This is a genomic window from Cognaticolwellia aestuarii (assembly GCF_002000025.1).
In the GTDB taxonomy this organism is placed as follows: domain Bacteria; phylum Pseudomonadota; class Gammaproteobacteria; order Enterobacterales; family Alteromonadaceae; genus Cognaticolwellia; species Cognaticolwellia aestuarii.
This window is the reverse complement of record NZ_MUZV01000007.1, coordinates 58,654-77,392: the sequence shown is the minus strand read 5'-3', so window position 1 is coordinate 77,392 and position 18,739 is coordinate 58,654. Positions and strand designations below refer to the sequence as shown.

13 protein-coding genes and 1 riboswitch are annotated in these 18,739 nt (G+C 38.9%); of the genes, 9 read left to right on the top strand and 4 right to left on the bottom strand.

From position 1 onward, the window contains the following. Positions 1 to 306 precede the first annotated feature (306 nt). Genes B0169_RS11950 through B0169_RS11940 form a run of 3 tightly spaced genes read left to right on the top strand, consistent with a single transcriptional unit; the run spans position 307 to position 3,791 of the window. Entirely contained in the window at positions 307 to 1,815 is a 1,509-nt protein-coding gene (locus tag B0169_RS11950) for a HAMP domain-containing sensor histidine kinase (protein WP_235838557.1), read from the top strand. Beyond that, the gene (locus tag B0169_RS11945) at positions 1,815 to 2,363 is read left to right on the top strand and encodes a hypothetical protein (protein WP_077286214.1); all 549 of its coding nucleotides are present in this window, start codon (positions 1,815 to 1,817) and stop codon (positions 2,361 to 2,363) included. Before B0169_RS11950 ends, B0169_RS11945 begins: the two co-directional genes overlap by 1 nt. Before the next feature lie 54 nt (positions 2,364 to 2,417). Further along, positions 2,418 to 3,791 carry a sigma 54-interacting transcriptional regulator gene (locus B0169_RS11940; protein ID WP_280522512.1) on the top strand — a complete coding sequence of 458 codons (1,374 nt, stop codon included), beginning with the start codon at positions 2,418 to 2,420 and terminating at the stop codon, positions 3,789 to 3,791. Positions 3,792 to 4,004: 213 nt separating this feature from the next. Here B0169_RS11940 and B0169_RS11935 read toward each other — a convergent pair whose 3' ends face one another. From B0169_RS11935 to B0169_RS11925, 3 genes are all read right to left on the bottom strand, one after another. Further along, positions 4,005 to 4,478, bottom strand: a complete 474-nt coding sequence (locus B0169_RS11935) for an FKBP-type peptidyl-prolyl cis-trans isomerase (RefSeq protein WP_077286213.1) — start codon at positions 4,476 to 4,478, stop codon at positions 4,005 to 4,007. Positions 4,479 to 4,561: 83 nt separating this feature from the next. Then, positions 4,562 to 5,272, bottom strand: a complete 711-nt coding sequence (locus B0169_RS11930; RefSeq protein WP_077286212.1) for a pseudouridine synthase — start codon at positions 5,270 to 5,272, stop codon at positions 4,562 to 4,564. A 26-nt stretch (positions 5,273 to 5,298) separates the two neighbouring features. Beyond that, complete coding sequence (locus B0169_RS11925; RefSeq protein WP_077286211.1) at positions 5,299 to 6,192, bottom strand: mechanosensitive ion channel family protein; 894 nt, start codon at positions 6,190 to 6,192, stop codon at positions 5,299 to 5,301. 252 nt (positions 6,193 to 6,444) lie between these two features. After that, a riboswitch (TPP riboswitch) is annotated at positions 6,445 to 6,543 on the top strand. A gap of 92 nt (positions 6,544 to 6,635) precedes the next feature. On the opposite strand from B0169_RS11925, the gene thiC reads away from it, so the two are divergent. The 5 genes from thiC to thiE are packed head-to-tail and all read left to right on the top strand — an operon-like array spanning position 6,636 to position 12,421. Beyond that, on the top strand, positions 6,636 to 8,603 hold the full coding sequence (gene thiC / locus B0169_RS11920; protein ID WP_077286210.1) for a phosphomethylpyrimidine synthase ThiC: 1,968 nt from the start codon (positions 6,636 to 6,638) through the stop codon (positions 8,601 to 8,603). An 8-nt stretch (positions 8,604 to 8,611) separates the two neighbouring features. After that, positions 8,612 to 9,778 carry a glycine oxidase ThiO gene (gene thiO / locus B0169_RS11915; RefSeq protein WP_077286209.1) on the top strand — a complete coding sequence of 389 codons (1,167 nt, stop codon included), beginning with the start codon at positions 8,612 to 8,614 and terminating at the stop codon, positions 9,776 to 9,778. Positions 9,779 to 9,819: 41 nt separating this feature from the next. Beyond that, entirely contained in the window at positions 9,820 to 10,038 is a 219-nt protein-coding gene (gene thiS / locus B0169_RS11910) for a sulfur carrier protein ThiS (protein WP_077286208.1), read from the top strand. Between the two features lie 2 nt (positions 10,039 to 10,040). Further along, positions 10,041 to 10,847 (top strand): thiazole synthase, encoded by an 807-nt coding sequence (locus tag B0169_RS11905; RefSeq protein WP_077286207.1) that lies wholly within the window; start codon positions 10,041 to 10,043, stop codon positions 10,845 to 10,847. Then, on the top strand, positions 10,844 to 12,421 hold the full coding sequence (thiE, locus tag B0169_RS11900) for a thiamine phosphate synthase (RefSeq protein WP_077286206.1): 1,578 nt from the start codon (positions 10,844 to 10,846) through the stop codon (positions 12,419 to 12,421). The genes B0169_RS11905 and thiE overlap by 4 nt, the downstream gene beginning before the upstream one ends. 74 nt (positions 12,422 to 12,495) lie before the next feature. Here the strand turns inward: thiE and B0169_RS11895 are convergent, their stop codons facing one another. After that, positions 12,496 to 13,128, bottom strand: a complete 633-nt coding sequence (locus B0169_RS11895) for an N-acetylmuramoyl-L-alanine amidase (protein WP_077286205.1) — start codon at positions 13,126 to 13,128, stop codon at positions 12,496 to 12,498. Positions 13,129 to 13,947: 819 nt separating this feature from the next. On the opposite strand from B0169_RS11895, the gene B0169_RS11890 reads away from it, so the two are divergent. Continuing rightward, complete coding sequence (locus tag B0169_RS11890) at positions 13,948 to 18,735, top strand: CHASE domain-containing protein (RefSeq protein ID WP_077286204.1); 4,788 nt, start codon at positions 13,948 to 13,950, stop codon at positions 18,733 to 18,735. Positions 18,736 to 18,739 lie beyond the last annotated feature (4 nt).

Below are 18,739 nucleotides of genomic sequence, written 5' to 3'. Positions count from 1 at the left end.
GCTAGTGCCACATACAACTAACACATAGCACACGTCATGCCAAAAATGTAACCAATTGATTTAAAAGGATTTAAAGCAAAAAGCCTCTCAAAGCATGTCACTTATTAGCGACAGCATTGATTGGAAAATTTTTTTATTGCTTACCCATCACCTAAAAAAAACAAAAATAACATTAAAAAACAAAAACTTAATCTAATTAAAAAACAAGTTCATCAATGTCTCCAAATTGAGACAGTATTGTTTTTTATTAATTTTTAGCTAACACTAACATCGCTCTCAATAATAAAAAAGGTCGCTGTACGCGTTGTGATTAACCCAATAAAACCGACGTTAAAAGTGAAAACGAAGCACTTCTCGGTAAAAAATTTATCAATAAAATCATTAACTTTTCTAGGTTTTAGTTTAGTTTCCTTACCTTTAGTTACGACACTAATATTTGGTGCATCGCAGGTTAATACACTCGCAAAAAAAAGTGAAAATGCTATTACTAATATAGCAAACATACTCGATAACCAGCAGTTTTTAAAAAGCAGCCAAATTAAAATGGAACGAAGTGCCTCACAATATTTAGTACTTCGAGATCCCACATTAGCAAGTAACTATCACGAACAAAGCCGTCAGATATTGTACTTAACTCAACAATTAATTGCCACTAATCCAGACCAAAAACTGCGAGAATTGGTCAATAAATATGCGCAAACAATTACTATATTAATTGAACAGACTATGCCATCAGCAGAGCAAAAATCTCCAACAGACAGTACAATAATAAAACCAATACAGCATAAGTTTAGTACATTAAGCCAGATTTATGAGCAAATAGTTCAGCGTAGTAATGAACTTAATACCCACCATATCACCAATATAAGAAATGCAGCAAAAACTACGCACGAAATGATGCTCCAAAGCTTAATTATTATTCCTGTTAGCTTGCTGATCGCAGCACTATTTATTTACTTAATCACCAGCCCACTAAAAAAATTAACCCACAATATATTTCGCCTACAGCAAGGCAATTTTGATCATAAGATTAACGTAACAGGCTCACCAGAAATTCAAGAAATAGCACAAGCACTAGAAAGTATGCGCACACGTTTACAAGCTTTAGAGTTGCAAAAATCGAGCTTCATTCGACATATTTCACATGAGCTAAAAACACCACTGGCTGCAATTAGAGAAGGTACTGAATTGCTTTATGATAATAGTGTTGGTGAGTTAAATGCCGAGCAACAGGAAATATCTCACATCATTAAAGACAGTGTTTTTCGTTTACAAAAACATATTGAAGATTTACTCGACTTTAATATTGTCCTCGACTCAACCAGCTTACAAGATTCGGAGTCAATGGCTATTGACGAGGTTATATCTCAAGTATTAGCAGAACGAAAACTCGACATAAAACGAAAGAAAATTATCTTAAACCAAACAATTGGCAATGTATTTATTGTTAGTAACCGTAAACAAATAGCGGTTATTCTCGATAATATACTGTCCAATGCAATAAAGTATTCTCCAGATGACGGCACAATCGAAATTTCAACAGCCCTTGCTAACCAGCAATTACAAATTTTAATTAACGATCAGGGCGTCGGCATCCCTCCAGAGGAGCAAGACAAAATATTTGATGCTTTTTATCAAGGAACACCACCGAAAAACAGCGCTATCAAAGGCAGCGGCCTTGGTTTAACCATAGTTAAAGAGTTATTATTACGCCTCAATGGCAGTATTGAACTGATATCCCCACAAGGCAATCAAACAGGAACTCACATGAAAATAACTTTGCCGCGCGCTTTTCGTCAGGAGAAACAAGTCTAATGCTCAAGCTGCACCTGTTTACTCAAAAGGCATTACTTTTATGTACCGCGCTACTGTTATTATCTGCGTGCCAACTCACCACAGTAAATACAACTTATGGTGAGTACTACTTAACACTTCAACAACTGAGTCCACAACAATTAGCTGAAGAAGTAGAAAAACAGCAAACATATGCAGCACAACAACCTCCTTCTTTTGAGTACGACACCTATGATCCACAAATTAAATTGCTTTTACTTTACAGCTTACCTAAGTCACCTATCTATAATAGCTTCAATGCTAAAGCACTGCTAAACCAACTTAAAACGGAAGGGGACAACGCAGCTTTTGCTCATATTAACCCAAGCGAGCAAGCCTTTATTACCTTATTACGTGATCAATTAAATCAACGTTTATTGATGAGAAATCGCTTATTAGCCCAACAACAAGCGCAAAAAAAACAAGCACTTGAACAGCAACAACAATTAGTTGAACAAGTGCAATTGTTAGAACAAATCATTAAACAATTGAAAAATATTGAACAAGCTATCGATAAAAGAGAGCAATAGCCTTTAAATAAATTGCCTATGCAATTTTAGTCGTCAATGTATCGAGAAAAAACCATGAATAATCCTACTCCGCCTAAAATGACAATCGATAGTAAAGTTCTTATCGTTGATGACGATCCAAGCCTATTACGCTTACTGGGTATTCGTTTGTCTGCGGCAGGCTATCAAGTAGAGTCAGCAAAAAATGCCAAAATAGCATTAGGACGATTAGAAAGCTTTCATCCTCAGTTAGTGATCAGCGACCTAAAAATGGAAGGTATGGACGGCATGGCACTATTTGAACAAATTCGCGCTAAACACCCCCATATTCCGGTTATCATTATGACGGCACACGGTACAATTCCTGATGCAATAAATGCCACAAAGCAAGGGGTTTTCAGTTTTCTCACTAAGCCATTTGAAAGTAAAGAGCTATTAGATATAGTGCAACAAGCTATTCGGCTTCAACCTGCAGAGTTAAACCATAGCCAAATAGATAATCAATGGCGTGAACAAATCATCAGCCGAAGTACCATTATGGAGTCGCTCTTACAGCAAAGTAAACAAGTAGCAAAAAGCGACTTTAGCTTACTTATACAAAGCCAAAGCGGTACAGGTAAAGAGCTGTTAGCAAGAGCCATTCATTTAGCAAGCCCTCGCCACCAAGAAAAATTTACCGCAATTAATTGTGCGGCTATTCCTGAACAATTACTTGAATCTGAACTATTTGGTCATAGTAAAGGCGCGTTTACTGGTGCTGAAAAAAATCATACCGGCCTATTTCAGGCAACCGATGGCGGGACATTATTTTTAGATGAAATTGGCGATATGCCGATGAGCTTTCAGGTAAAACTACTGCGTGTCTTACAAGAACGTGAAGTTCGCCCGGTCGGCAGTACACAATCAGTAAAAATCGATGTTCGAATTATTTCTGCTACCCATAAAAATTTACAGCAAGCCATCATAGATAAAACCTTTCGTGAAGATTTATATTATCGCTTAAATGTTGTTGAACTTGAGTTACCGCCACTGTCTGAGCGCAGAGAGGATATTCCCTTACTCGCTCAGTATTTTTTGAGTAAATCAACAGAGCAAACAGACATTAATATTTCAGGTTTTTCACAAGAGGCTATGGAGGCCCTGATCAGTGCTGCTTGGCCGGGCAATATCAGACAATTACAAAATGTTGTCGAGCAAACAGTCGCGTTATCAACAGAGCCAATTATCAGTGAAATGCTAGTGAAAAATGCTTTACGCGATAAAACCACTATTTTACCGTCATTTGTCCAAGCTAGAGATAAGTTTGAACGTGATTATCTCGCCAAGTTATTGAGGATCACGGCAGGAAATGTTTCACAAGCAGCTAAAATAGCGCAAAGAAATCGTACCGAATTTTACAAACTACTGAATCGCCACCACCTCACTGCAGAAGCGTTTAGAGAGGACTAAGCTAAGTAATATATGTTAAATATTAGTGTTGAATGCTTACTACTGAATGTTGAAAGTGACTGTCGCGTTAAATGTTAAGTTTTAAGTTTTAAGTTTTAAGTTTTAAGTTTTAAGTTTTAAGTTTTGAAAATGTAACTGAGCTTAAGCGCTTTATACAAAGCGTTTAAGCCCTACTCAACTGTATTTCATCGTTTGTTACTAAAGCGCTGCGACCTATTTTATAGCGAGCAATTCAACATCAAAAATCAACAAAGCGCCTGGCGGAATTTTACCGGCGGCGCGGTTACCATAACCTAATGCTGACGGTATAAATAAACGCGTTTTTTCACCTACAACCATCAATTGTAAGCCTTCAGTCCAACCCTTTATTACTTGGTTTAAACCAAAACTAATCGGTTCATTTCTCTCCACTGAGCTATCAAATACCGTTCCGTCAAGTAATGTACCATGATAATGCACGGTTACTTTTGAACTCGCCGTTGGATGAATATCGCCTTCACCTGTCGTTAATACTTTATATTGCAAGCCAGAAGCTGTTTCAATTACCCCTTCAGCTTGCTTATTATCTTGTAAAAATTTAGCCGCTTGTACCGCATTTTCTTTAGCTGCTTCACGGTTGCTATTATTACGTACAAAAAAGCTAATAATTAAGCCTAGTACAATAATGATAATAATAATTTTAGCCATTGTTTATCCTTTTTATTATATTGATTTTTTATTTCTATCTGAACATTGCACTTATACGATCAATGACGGCATGAGCCTCCTCGTTATTGAGCAATATTTTCGACCTCTTGCAACGTTAACATTCGACTTTGCCCAGCGGCTAACTGGCTATCGAGTACTACCGTGCCTATAGATGCACGATGTAAAGCCGTAACCGGGTTTCGAAAACGGCCAAACATTCGCTTAATTTGATGATAACGCCCTTCAGTTAGCTCAACTTCGGCTTGATAATCCGCAATAATAGTTAATTTAGCTGGCTTGGTGGTGATATCTTCAAAGCTAAAATACATACCTTCAGCAAAAGCATTAACATATGCTTCATCAAGCTTATTTTTCAAGTGAACAATATAGCGCTTACTGACCTTATACTCAGGCAAAGTTAAGCGCTCAGACCAACGACTATCATTGGTCAGTAACACTAAACCGGAAGTGTTTAAATCCAGTCGTCCAACAATATGCAACTCATTTTTAAACGGGTATTCAAGTAGATCCAGCACAGTTTTATGCTGCTCATCTTTCGTAGCACTCACTACACCAACCGGTTTATTCAACATAATGTAATAAGCCGTATTCTGCTGAATAACCTTGTTATCAAGCGTTATGTGAGTAAAAGTATCAATAACTTGCTCAATATTACGAGCGACACTACCATTAACTTTCACTCTACTTTGTGCCAACATCAGTCGCACTTGCTTGCGCGAAATTTGGCAATGTTGTGCAAGAAAACGATCCAGTCTCGCCTTATTTAACGCCATAAAAAGCTACTTCAAACAGCTTAAACTTAAGCCGAATCCTTAATAAGATGAACATCACGTTGTGGAAATGGAATTTTAATATTGGCTTTATCTAACGCCAAGTAAATTTCTTTATAAGCCGTGTATTTTGCGCTGTATAAATTTTCTGTCGGTGTCCATAAGCGCACCGCGATATTAATCGCACTATCAGCAAAAGCATCTATACCTATCAAAGGTTTACGCACTTCACTCACGATATCTAGCTTGCCAATAACGTCTTCAAGCATCGCCACAACCTCTAAAGGGTTTTCGCTGTAATCAATGCCAACACTTAACTCTAACAAAGAATCATGACGTGAATTGTGTAAAACCTCACCCACAATATGTTTATTTGGAATGGTGATTTCAACGTTGTCTTCATCTGACAAAATGGTATAGGCAAGTAGCACTTCTTTCACAAGACCGGTAACCCCTTGAACAGTAATGGTGTCACCAACAACAAAAGGACGAATAATAATAATATTAAACCCTGCTGCATAGTTAGCTAATAAGCCTTGTAGCGCTAAACCAGCACCTAATGAAATTGCACCTATGGCAGCAATAAATGGCGTAACACTAATTCCTAACTTACCTAAAGCAATAATCGTGATCATCACCACAATCAACATTTTAGTGGTATTTGCCAAAAAACGACTTAAGGTAACATCAAGTTTATGTCGCTCACATAACTTCAGCACAACGTTAGCGATTTTACCTGCAAACATATAGCCAACGATAAAAATAATGAAAGCACCGATTAATTGAAAGCTATAGTTAGTAAAAAACTCAACAACAATGTTGTAAATGCGGCTAACTTGATCCAATTCATCTTTAAGTAACAAGGTAGGATCTAAAGTTTTAGTTATTTGCTCAGTGTTGCTAGCGGTGTTCGATTCGGCCATTAGTACATTCCATAGTGTCTACGTAATTCAAGTTTTGCTATATTACGACAATTTGTCCTGATATTTATAATATAATTCATCATTTACTGATAAAAATAATGCTTTTTTAGGCTGTAACTTCTGCTGGAACATGCTCACTTATCATGAGAATAGAATAGTCGCTTGCGAATTAATTTATTAAAACCCTTTGCTTAACCAACAAAATACACGTTAGAATCTAGCCACGTTTACTAGCTAAACCATATTAAACGTATTGACTTGTCGGAGTGCCAAAGGGCTGAGATCGCGAAAGCGGGATCCGTAGAACCTGATTAGATTAACATCTGCGAAGGGAACAAGTGAGTAACTTTAAGCACTATTTGTCTGCACTACTATGAGAGTTACTCCTCGTTACTACCCCAAAAAGCTCCGCCTAATTTTTTATTTTATTAAGGCGAGAGAACATGAGTTCATTATCAAGACGCGAGCGTCGAGACCAAGCAGCACAGTTTTTAAAAAACGTTGCTGATCAATCATTTCCAAATTCTAAAAAAGTATACGTGCCTGGAAAAATACACGACATTCGTGTTGGCATGCGTGAAATATCTTTATCTGACACGCTACTAGGTGGCGATAAAGACAACCCTCGCTATGAAAAGAACCCGCCTTTATGTGTTTATGATACTTCAGGTTTCTATACCGATGATGCTGTCGACATTGATGTCCATAAAGGCATTCCCCGTTTACGTGAACAATGGATAACATCACGAAACGATGTAGAATTTTTACCCCAGAAGTCATCTTCCTACAGCCAACAACGCTTAGCCGATGAAGGTCTTGACCATATTCGCTTTGAGCACTTACCGAAAGTTCGTAAAGCTAAAAAAGGTAAAAATGTTACCCAAATGCATTATGCCCGCCAAGGCATTATTACCCCCGAAATGGAATACATTGCAATTCGCGAAAACATCAAACGCCAAGATGTTAAGGACGAAATACTGCTTCAACAACATCAAGGGCGGTCATTTGGTGCAAGTATTCCTGAGCAAATCACTGCCGAATTTGTTCGTGATGAAGTAGCAAGAGGCCGGGCAATCATTCCGGTCAACATTAACCACCCTGAAGTTGAACCTATGATCATCGGACGAAACTTTTTGATCAAAGTCAACGCTAACATTGGCAATTCTGCGGTTAGCTCTTCAATCGAGGAGGAAGTAGAAAAACTTGTTTGGTCAACCAAATGGGGCGCAGATACGGTAATGGATCTATCAACTGGTCGCTATATTCATGAAACCCGAGAATGGATCATTCGCAACTCTCCTGTGCCGATTGGGACCGTACCTATTTATCAAGCCTTAGAAAAAGTTAACGGTGTCGCTGAAGATCTTACCTGGGAAATATTTCGCGATACTTTAATCGAACAAGCTGAGCAAGGTGTTGATTACTTTACTATTCACGCTGGAGTTCTGCTGCGATACATCCCAATGACCGCTAAACGAGTTACGGGTATAGTTTCTCGTGGTGGTTCAATTATGGCTAAGTGGTGTTTAGCACATCACAAAGAAAATTTTCTTTATACCCATTTTGAAGATATTTGTGAAATATTAAAAACTTACGATGTGTCATTTTCATTAGGTGATGGCTTGCGCCCGGGCTCAGTGGCTGATGCAAACGATGAAGCACAATTTTCAGAATTACGCACCTTAGGTGAGTTAACCAAAATAGCTTGGCAACATGATGTGCAAACCATTATTGAAGGCCCAGGTCATGTGCCACTGCACATGATTGAAAAAAACATGACTGAACAATTAAAACATTGTGGCGAAGCACCTTTTTATACTTTAGGACCGCTGACAACTGATATTGCACCTGGTTATGATCATATCACCTCAGGTATCGGTGCCGCTAATATTGGCTGGTATGGCTGCGCGATGCTTTGTTACGTTACCCCAAAAGAGCATTTAGGCTTACCCAATAAAGAGGATGTTAAAGAGGGCTTAATGACTTATAAAATTGCCGCCCATGCCGGTGATTTAGCTAAAGGCCATCCCGGAGCACAAATTCGTGATAATGCCATGTCTAAGGCACGCTTTGAGTTTCGCTGGTACGATCAATTCAATATCGGCTTAGATCCTGTAAAAGCACGTGCTTATCATGATGAAACCTTGCCGCAAGAGTCTGGAAAAATTGCACATTTCTGTTCAATGTGTGGCCCCAAGTTTTGCTCGATGAAAATATCTCAAGAGGTAAGAGATTATGCCGCGGGCCTAGATGATGCTGCCAATGGCGAGCAGCTGATTGAAATCAAACTACTTGATGAAACCATCAATGTTTCGGTACAAGGTATGGCTGAAAAGTCTGCTGAATTTAAAGCCAGCGGCAGCGAGCTTTATCATCAGCTTGAAAAACCCTTGAGCAAATCACAGAGCTAGGTCACGCAATGCCAACCATCGCTATTATTGGCGCCGGCCTAATGGGTCGCTTAATAGCCTTGTCGTTAAATCGACAAGGCTACAAGATAACGCTATTTGATAAAGACCAGAAAAATGGTCAGCAAAGTGCTGCTTATGCCGCCGCGGGGCTATTAACGCCACTTGGTGAAGCAATGCACAGCCCTGCCAATATTGTGGCGATGGGCTTTGCCGCCTTGCCTTTGTGGCCGAAATTACTAACCACACTTAACAGTTATAATTTTTTTCAACAGTCAGGTTCCCTCGTTGTCAGCCATGAACAAGATAAAGCCGACGGGCAAAGGCTCAGCCGTTTTTTAACCAATAACTACCCTGAGCATGAGCAACAACAGCTTAATCGCCAGCAACTTTCAGCACTAGAGCCAGAATTAGCACAAAAGTTTTCACAGGCACTATATTTACCCAGCGAAGGACAAATTGGTAATCGAAAATTGCTCATTGCTTTGCATCAGCAACTTAAAGACGAAAACGTTGAATGGCGCAGCAAAACGACAGTTACGGGGATTCACAGCGGTAGTTTTTCAAGGGGGTGTACATTACATTTTCACAGTAACCAAAAGCCAGATGAACTTAAGCAAAAATCATTTGACCTTGCAATTGACTGCCGTGGTATTGGCGCGAAAAAATCGACAAAATCGCCAGTAAACCACAACGCTGTACTCGACGATTTACGTGCCGTACGTGGTGAGCTTTTTCAACTTTTTGCCCCTGAGGTTAATATTTCACGCCCCGTCAGACTGATGCACCCTCGCTATCAACTTTATATTGCCCCCAAAGGTAAAGGGCATTACGTGGTTGGCGCAACTGAAATTGAAAGTGATGATACATCACCAATGACGGTACGTTCTGCAATGGAGTTACTCAGTGCAGCTTATAGCGTGCATCCGGGCTTTGCTGAAGCACATATTCGCCAGCATATTAGCCAAGTTCGCCCCGCATTTAGTGACAATCAGCCAAAAATAATCGCTAGCAATGCCTTGATACAAGTAAATGGCCTTTACCGGCATGGCTTTTTAATTGCTCCTATTGTGATGTCGCAAGTGATAGAACATGTCGAGAATTTAATGCAACAACAACATCGAGGTGTTGATGATTATCAATACGCTAATTTACTGCCAGTGAATCAAATTGAATGATGTTTTTAAAGCAAAATTCATGACATAAAAAGCGAGAAAAAATGAAAATTTATATTAATGGACAAGTGTTTGAACTCTCACACTTAGCAGCTCCCATCAATATTACATCCGCGCTGAAAGCGACATTACCAGATAGTCAGCAACAACAAAGCTTTGCTTTAGCACTTAATGGTGACTTTATTGGCCGCGAAGATTATTGCACAACATTCATACAAAGCAACGACAGTATTGATGTACTTTTCCCTATTGTTGGAGGTTAACCATGTCGTTAAACATTTATGGCCAACAACTTGATAGCCGTTTACTGATTGGTTCAGCGCTCTACCCTTCTCCAGAAGTGATGAAACAGGCCATTATTGCCAGTGGCTCCCAAGTTGTCACTTTATCACTAAAACGGCAAAATCCCTTGGCACAATCCGGCGAAAAAATTTGGCGTTATATTCAAGATACGGTTCAGCAAAGCCAAGGTTTTTTGCTACCCAATACTGCCGGTTGCAAAAATGCGAAAGAAGCCGTGACCTTAGCTAAAATGAGTCGTGAGTTATTTGAAACCGATTGGATAAAACTTGAAGTTATCGGCGATGATTATAACTTACAACCGGATCCAATAGAGCTATTAATTGCCACTGAGCAATTACTGGCTGATGGCTTCAAAGTACTGCCTTATTGCACCGATGACTTAGTCATTTGCCAGCGTTTATATGAGCTTGGTTGCGAAGTTATTATGCCTTGGGCCTCGCCTATCGGCACAGGGAAAGGCTTAATGAATCCTTATAATTTAGCCAGCATTCGTCAGCGCCTTCCAAACGCCACACTTATTCTTGATGCAGGTATTGGTAAACCTTCAGATGCCTGTATTGCCATGGAGATGGGCTTTGATGGTGTATTATTAAATAGTGCTATTGCCCTTGCTGATAACCCTGTAATGATGGCAAAAGCCTTTGCCACAGCCATTTCGGCAGGCGAGTCTGCTTACATAGCTGGTACCATGCCTGAACGACAAACAGCACATCCTAGCACACCCACACTCGACAGCCCTTTTTGGCATAACCCTGAGCACAAGTCATGACAACTAATACTCTTTTACCAACCAATAAACTAAAGCGTAAGACAATTATTTGGACTATCTCCGGCGCTGACTGTTCAGGCGGGGCCGGAATAGCTGCTGACATTAAGACGGGCCACAACCTCAACGTTGAGGTTTGTCATTTAATCACCGCTAATACTGTACAAAATTCTCAACAGCTAATAGCAATTAACCCCACAGCCGTCGATATTCTAGACGCACAAGCACAAGCACTGCGCAGTGATAAACCGCCAAGCGTGATAAAAATAGGCTTAATTGCCAATAACCAACAAGTTACTTGGCTAGTAACGCTATTAATAGCACTTAAACAACAACTTGCTAATTTAGTGGTAATTTATGATCCAGTCGGCCAAGCCAGTGTTGGCGGAGATCTATCAAGCGTAGCACCAATGGCATTACACCCTTTATTACCTTTGATTGATGTTATTACTCCGAATTTAATTGAGGCGCAGCAATTAAGTGCTTTATCAGCAAACAATGCTAAATGTAGCCCTTTACAGCTAGCCAAGCAGTTATTAACTTTAGGCTGCAAAGCCGTTATCATCAAAGGCGGCCATGGCGAAGATAGTAACCCGAATACATTATCATCTCATTGTAGCGATTTATGTTTACTTTCAACATCAAGCTCGTTATCACCACAAATACTTGAATTAAGCTCTCCAAGAATTGCGACAAGTTACAGTCACGGTGGCGGCTGCAGTTTTGCCAGCGCCTTAGCAAGCTTTATTGCGCATAAGTATTTACTCCGTGATGCTTTCACCCTAGCTAAAGCTTTTATTAATCAAGGGTTATCATTATCAAGTCAGCGAGAAAACAGCCATGATAATCAACAATATTATGGCGCTTTTGAGCAAGGTGCTTGGCCAACGCAGCGAGAACATTTCCCGCAAGTTATCAGCCCCTTGGCTCAGCAGCATCAAATATCAGCAAAGTTCCCTTCCCTTGACTTAAAGATAAATGAAAAGCTTGGGCTCTACCCAGTCATTGATTCTCTAGAGTGGCTTGAACGCTTATTACCATTAAACATAAAAATTATACAATTGCGCATTAAACATAAAGATACAGCAGCATTAGCAGAAACCATAAAAAAAGCCGTGCAGTTAGCGAGTAAATCGGCTTGTCGCTTGTTTATTAATGATCATTGGCAACTCGCTATTAAATACGGGGCTTATGGTGTGCATATCGGACAAGAAGATTTGGCAAGCGCGGATCTCTGCACTATTGCTAATGCTGGCTTGCGCTTGGGTATCAGTACCCACGGTTGTTATGAGTTTTTACTGGCTAAACAATTACAACCATCCTACCTCGCAATTGGTGCTATTTTTCCAACCAAAACAAAAGACATGACAGGACAGATTCAAGGCTTAGATAACTTAATGCAGATACTACCATTGGCCGAAGATATCCCTGTGGTTGCCATTGGCGGTATTAACCAGCAACGCATTGAACCAGTATGGCGTACTGGCGTCAGTGCAGTTGCTGTAGTGACAGCCATTACAGAAGCTAAACAGCCGATCACTGCAACTCAAAACATGCAGGCCTTATTAAAACATTGATAAAATAGCGGGACATTTTGACTAATCATTTTTAATCAATACTTAAAATGAATACTGGGCATATCGCCCAGTTGCTAATGGGTCATGGCAATAATTTCAGGATGATAAATAAACTCATCGAGCTCATCTTGAGCATTAGGAAATTGTGCTCGGTGCTGCTGCAAAACAGCAATAGCATTAGCCATAGCTAACCGAGCTTCAACAGAAAATACGGGTATCTCAACATCAGAACTAACCATCTCACTTGACAGTTGCTCTCGAATAAAATCCATATCAATTTTATTACCTGGACATGATTTACTAGTACGATAACGCGACGATACAAGCTCTTGCTCAACTAAGTTATTCATTTCTCGATGGCCAATAACGTTAGCAAGCGGTATTGAGAACTCAGTCATTAATCGCCTAATCAAACCATACAAACTTTCATATTGCGCAGCAGTAAAGTCATTTTTGTCACCATGACCTATGCAACAAATACCTAACGAGCGATCATTTAAGCCCAAAGCATGCGCGCCCATTTTATTAGTCGCTCGACCATTTTCAACAATGCCATCTGCCTTTTGACTATGGTTATCATTTAAAATCACAAAATGATAACCAATGCCTGACCAATTTCTCGCTTTGTGCCATTGATCAATCATGTCTCGATCACAGTTTTTGCCATTAAATGCTGCCGTGTGGATAACTATATATTCTGGATGCATATCTGTGTCCTTTTACAAACTTAAGTTTGATTTAAGCAATATCACCGACAGTATCTACCGCAACTATATTAGTTAGGAAACATGGCGCTAAAAGATTACTTAATACTTCATGACTGGCTTTAGCTACGATCACTCATCCCTGCAATAAAGATTTTTCAATGATGAAAGCTTTTGCTCTAAAACCTGACACGTATTAACAACTTCTTAAGGTAAAGCAACCGAGGTGAGAATAAGTTACGTAAAAGAGAAAAATAGAGCCGTAATAGGATTATTAAACAAACGTCTGTACCTAGGTAATTAGCTTAGTACATATGCCCTTGCAAGCCGGTTTAATAGCTCAGCAGGAGCTTCACTAACGGCCATCTTTGATTGCTTTTCATCCATGTAACATAGCCCTCTTAACCCTATGACAGTCAAAGAATAGTACGTTTTTCATACAAAACAAGTATGACATCACGCAACGCTAGGCATAGATAGATGAAATTAGCTGATATCCATCACTAGTTCAATCAAGCCAGTTGCCTAACTACACTACGACTAATGCGAGTAGTACTACCAAAGAAAACAGTGCTGAATTAGCTAACCACCTGAGAAATGATTAAAATATGAAAAATAAGCGTATCTAGTTCACTTAACCACAAACTAAAGCAGCTCAGCTATCAACACCTATACTTGTACAAAAATTCAGTTTTGATATCACTTTTATTTTGCATGTTGTTTTTAAATAACTTATTCCTTTGTTATCATGCGTAACGTTTAAATTTCACTATTTAAACGAATAAATTACTAAATTTATTTTAATTAACTGTGAGTTACCTAATGCCTGCTAATGTACGTATTTTACGTTCTTTTTCTTCGATATTTCATACACAATCGATAAGAAAAGTATTCTTAATCGCCGTTGGCATTGGGGTAGTTTTTTCATCACTAATCAGTTGGTATTTATATCAGCACAACCAAAACCTTGTGCAGTCATATATTGAATCACTATCGATTGATACTGAAGAACTTGTAAAAAAACGCTTTGAGCATTATGAATATGGCTTACAAGGCGCTAAAGGGGTAATTTTTGGCGCAGGTATCGAACACCTCAACCGTACGATATTCGAACGATATGTCGCTTCACGTAATCTATCAAGTGAGTTTCCTGGCGCTAGAGGGTTTGGCTTTGTTAGGCGAGTCCCCTTGGCAGAAGAAGCACAATTTATTCAGCAGGCAAAAGCGGATAACGCAGAAAATTTTAATATTAGAACAATCAATCAACATTATAATGATCGCTTTGTTATTCAATATATTTACCCACAAAAAAACAATGCAGGTGCAACTGGATTAGATATCGCATCAGAAGAAAACAGAAGAGTTGCAGCTTTAAAAGCGGCTAAAGAAGGCAAAGCAAAGCTAACGGCTCCGATTACCTTAGTGCAAGCAGAAGGTAAAAAACGCCGTGGCTTTTTAGTCTTATTACCCATTTATAACCCTGATTTATCGCTCCAAACAGCAGAGAATAGAATCGATGCTCTACTTGGTTGGACTTTTGCTCCGCTGGTTGTTGATGAAGTATTAGCAGATTTAGGCATGTCGAAAAAAGGTGTGAAACTGACACTGACCGATGAAGTTGAAAGTGTGCCATTTTATGGTAATAGCAAAAAGACTAACGCCAAGTTTATTTACAGTGCTAGTACTGAACGCACAATTCAATTTATGGGCCGAAAGTGGATATTAAACACCTATAGTTTACCAACCATACCGGCTATCTTAGGTTTGTGGTCACCAATATGGGTTGGGCTTCTATCGTTATTAGTTTCTAGCTTATTAGGTTTTATAATTTGGGCTGGCTTTGTCAATAGTAAGAGCGATTACCAGCTCGAATCAGATGTAGATATAGCTTCATTTCTCAACAGCCCCGCCATCAAAAAATTATTATTTTCCTATTTATCACTGATAACGATATTCCTTATCATCACCGCTTTTTTAAAGTTCCCCGAACAAATACAAGAAGAAAGTGAAAAACTGACTAACTTAGTCCAGAGAAGTCAGGCAATTTTAGTCCGCAATAGCCAAGAGCACAAAGAAGACTTGCTTTTTTTAGCCTCAACACCTCCGATAAAGGGCTTAATTAACGCCATTAAAAATCAAGAAAGTGGCATAGACAGCCCCTTGTTAGCTGACTGGAAAGTACGACTAATTGAAATATTTAAAGCCTATATCATCTCCTCTCCCAATGTCTATCAAGTAAGATTGATACAATATACGCGTAATGGCTACGAGATTGTCAGAGTAGAAAGGCGTGATGATGGTATATACGTAGTTCCTGATTCTGCATTACAGTTTAAGGGGGATAGGCCTTATATCAAAAAAGCAGTTGAGCTAAATAATGGAGAAGTATGGTTATCTAATATCGAACTCAATAAAGAAAATAATACTCTCGAACTTCCTTATCGACCAACTTATCGATATTTGTCTCCCGTATTTGATCAACAAAATGAGTTATTCGGTATTGTCGTTATCAATATAGATGCTAAGCCACTATTAGATGACTTAAAAAATCTGCCTTCGCCTGATGAGGCCTTGTATATAAGTAACTCTGAAGGCGATTTTATTGTTCACCCTCAAGCCGCTAAGCTATTTGGCACAGATTTGGGCAGCTATGACAAATGGCATCATGAATTTACCACTAGCTCATTACCATTTCAGCCCGATAATATTAATGCAAGTATATGGCAAGGAGCTCAAGGGGATGTATTAGTAGCTGAACATGAGTTTACTCCAAACAGCCAACAAGCCATAGGTAAAGTAAAGTTTAAAGCAACATCATTAGTTTCTCATTTATATAAGAAAAACCTATTGATGCTAACAAACTACTTGGCAATATTGGTTTTCATTGGACTACTAGCTACCGTTTTTATCTATTTTAATTGGGCGCGACTTCAAAGAGCTCGAAAAGAGCAGCAGCAATCAACTCAACGAAAAAAAGATCAAATGTTTGAAAGTTTGATTGAGCTATCGCCAGAAGCACTAATTATTTGTGATAACCAAGGCAGTATAGAAATAATTAACACTCAAACAGAAAAGCTTTTTAGCTATCATAGGGCTGACATGCTTGGCCGACATATCAATGCTTTTATACCTAATTTTGATTTACAACTGCACGAGACGTTATGTGTCGATAATATTAATGACACAAAAACTCAGTACGCACCTAACAACAATGACATACATGGCTTAAACATTGACGGTAATAAATTCCCTATCGAAATCAGCATAAGTCCAGTACAAGTTGAAGATAAGTTACTCTTTGCGGCATCTATTAGAGATATTTCGGAACGAATGCGTATTGAAGACACATTGCGAGCAGCATCCTATGAGGCAGAGCGTGCCAATAAAGCTAAAAGTTCATTTTTAGCGAATATGAGCCATGAAATTCGCACCCCTTTGAATGCCGTTATTGGCTTAACCTACTTACTCAGAGATGAGAAGCTAACCAAAGAACAAATGGATTTAGTGATTAAAGTACAATTATCCGGTCGCTCACTGCTTGGTATCGTTAATGATGTTTTAGATCTTGCTAAAATTGAAGCAAACGAAGTCAATGTTATTTTGGCTCCGTGTAAAATAAAAATATTACTTAACGAATTAATCAGCGCTTTTTCGGCCCAAGCTGAATCTAAGGGACTTAACTTAAACGTCGAAATTAGCCCCGAGGTGCCACCGTGGATCATGACCGATGATAAGCTGATGCGCCAAATGCTAACAAATTTGTTAGGTAACGCGATAAAGTTCACTAAGCAGGGGCACATTTTATTGAAGGTAACCTGCAATGAGCCCAATGCTGCAAATATAAACAAAGTCAAAGTTGTTGTTTTTGAAGTTTCTGATACCGGTATAGGTATTCCTGTTGACGCACAAAAAAATCTCTTCCAACCCTTTAGTCAAGTAGATGAGAGCGCGAATAGGCAATTTGGCGGAACGGGCTTAGGCTTATCTATTGTTAGCAATATGATTGAGCTACTCGGTGGTGAAGTTAAGCTAAAAAGCGTGCCAAATCAGGGGAGTAGCTTTTCACTTTATTTACCTGTCGTAGAGCCTTCTGCAGAAGAACTAGAAGCCCATGACAGCCAAGATGTTACCTTAAATGTATTAATTGCTGAAGACGACCTGAACCAACAATTAAAACTAGTTAATGATTGTAAAGCCCTCGGCTGGCGTGTAACTGCTGTTAATAATGGCAGTGAACTTATTGCTAAAATCAAAGAGTATTTTGACTCAGGGCAGCCACTTCCTGATGTTTTACTGGTCGACTGGCAAATGCCTGAACTAGATGGGCTACAAGCTTTATCGCTATTAACAGAAGAAATAGGTATTAAGAATTTGCCTGCAGTGCTAGTTATTTCGGCCTTTGAAAAGGAGCGTATCGCTAAATTAGATGATAAAAGTTTAATTGGCAGTATTTTGCATAAACCGGTAAACATTCCACAATTATTTAATGCAGTTAATGACGTGGTAGTAGAGCACACGGGGAACTCAGAACGGGTTTTCAAATCAACTAAAACTGACAAAATTAAAGCAAAATGGTTACTCAATGTAAACATACTTGTTGTTGATGACAGTGAAATAAATTTAGAAGTTGTCGGTAACATATTAGAACGAAATGGTGCTATCGCAAATAAAGTTAGCAGCGGTGCTGCTGCCATTGAGTATTTAAAATCAACAGATAATATTGATGTCGTTTTGATGGATATTCAAATGCCTGAAATGGATGGCTTAGAGACTACGCAATATATACGAAACGAACTTAAACTCGATTCCTTGCCTATTATAGCCTTAACCGCTGGAACCTTGATGGAGGAAAGAAGGAAATCGTTAGCCGCTGGGATGAATGACTTTCTAACTAAGCCAGTTGAACCGAGCAACCTGATTCGCTCAATACGTAAGCTAGTAGAAGCTTACCGAAGCAGAATTGTGAAGCTACAAAGCATGAATGCTGAAGTGGCATACGATAGCGATGATTGGCCAATTATTAAAGGGTTAGTGTACGACAAAAACTTATTAGATGGCGATTTAGCCTTTTTTATCTCGATCATTAAGCGAATATTTGACGAACATGGCAGTTTATTATTACTCAGCAATAATGATATCCATAAGATCACCGGGGCAGATAAAATAACCTTAGCGAATCAAATACACAAATTGAGAGGTTCATTGGGCTTAATTGGCGCGAAAGCACTATCTCAAACAGCCGGTGAAGCTGAGGTTTCATTACGTTCAAACAATGAAAACACCGTATTGTTGTTAAAGGCTTTTCGTCAAGAATTCATTGAATTACGTGATAATTGCCAAGCATTACTGCTACAGAAAAAAACACCAGAAATCAGCCCCGATGATGTAAAATCTGAAGATATGCTACCAATGGATGCAATTAAAATTAAAGAACTAGAAATAATGTTAAAAAGTAATGATATTGCAGCTTTGCAATTTTTAAGCAGCAATGCAGAAGAGCTTAAAACTATTATGAATAATAACGATTACGCTATTTTTCATAATGATATTACTAACCTTAAATTTAAAGATGCTTTAACGTTATTACAATCAAATATTAAGGATCAGTAAGCAC

What these genes read in the sequence shown, in the direction of transcription:
- B0169_RS11945 (WP_077286214.1), top strand. Translation starts at nt 1,815, where the DNA reads ATGCTCAAGCTGCACCTGTTTACTCAAAAGGCATTACTTTTATGTACC.
- B0169_RS11895 (WP_077286205.1), bottom strand. Translation starts at nt 13,128, where the DNA reads ATGCATCCAGAATATATAGTTATCCACACGGCAGCATTTAATGGCAAA.
- B0169_RS11925 (WP_077286211.1), bottom strand. Translation starts at nt 6,192, where the DNA reads ATGGCCGAATCGAACACCGCTAGCAACACTGAGCAAATAACTAAAACT.
- thiC (WP_077286210.1), top strand. Translation starts at nt 6,636, where the DNA reads ATGAGTTCATTATCAAGACGCGAGCGTCGAGACCAAGCAGCACAGTTT.
- thiS (WP_077286208.1), top strand. Translation starts at nt 9,820, where the DNA reads ATGAAAATTTATATTAATGGACAAGTGTTTGAACTCTCACACTTAGCA.
- thiO (WP_077286209.1), top strand. Translation starts at nt 8,612, where the DNA reads ATGCCAACCATCGCTATTATTGGCGCCGGCCTAATGGGTCGCTTAATA.
- B0169_RS11890 (WP_077286204.1), top strand. Translation starts at nt 13,948, where the DNA reads ATGCCTGCTAATGTACGTATTTTACGTTCTTTTTCTTCGATATTTCAT.
- B0169_RS11935 (WP_077286213.1), bottom strand. Translation starts at nt 4,478, where the DNA reads ATGGCTAAAATTATTATTATCATTATTGTACTAGGCTTAATTATTAGC.
- B0169_RS11905 (WP_077286207.1), top strand. Translation starts at nt 10,041, where the DNA reads ATGTCGTTAAACATTTATGGCCAACAACTTGATAGCCGTTTACTGATT.
- thiE (WP_077286206.1), top strand. Translation starts at nt 10,844, where the DNA reads ATGACAACTAATACTCTTTTACCAACCAATAAACTAAAGCGTAAGACA.
- B0169_RS11930 (WP_077286212.1), bottom strand. Translation starts at nt 5,272, where the DNA reads ATGGCGTTAAATAAGGCGAGACTGGATCGTTTTCTTGCACAACATTGC.
- B0169_RS11940 (WP_280522512.1), top strand. Translation starts at nt 2,418, where the DNA reads ATGAATAATCCTACTCCGCCTAAAATGACAATCGATAGTAAAGTTCTT.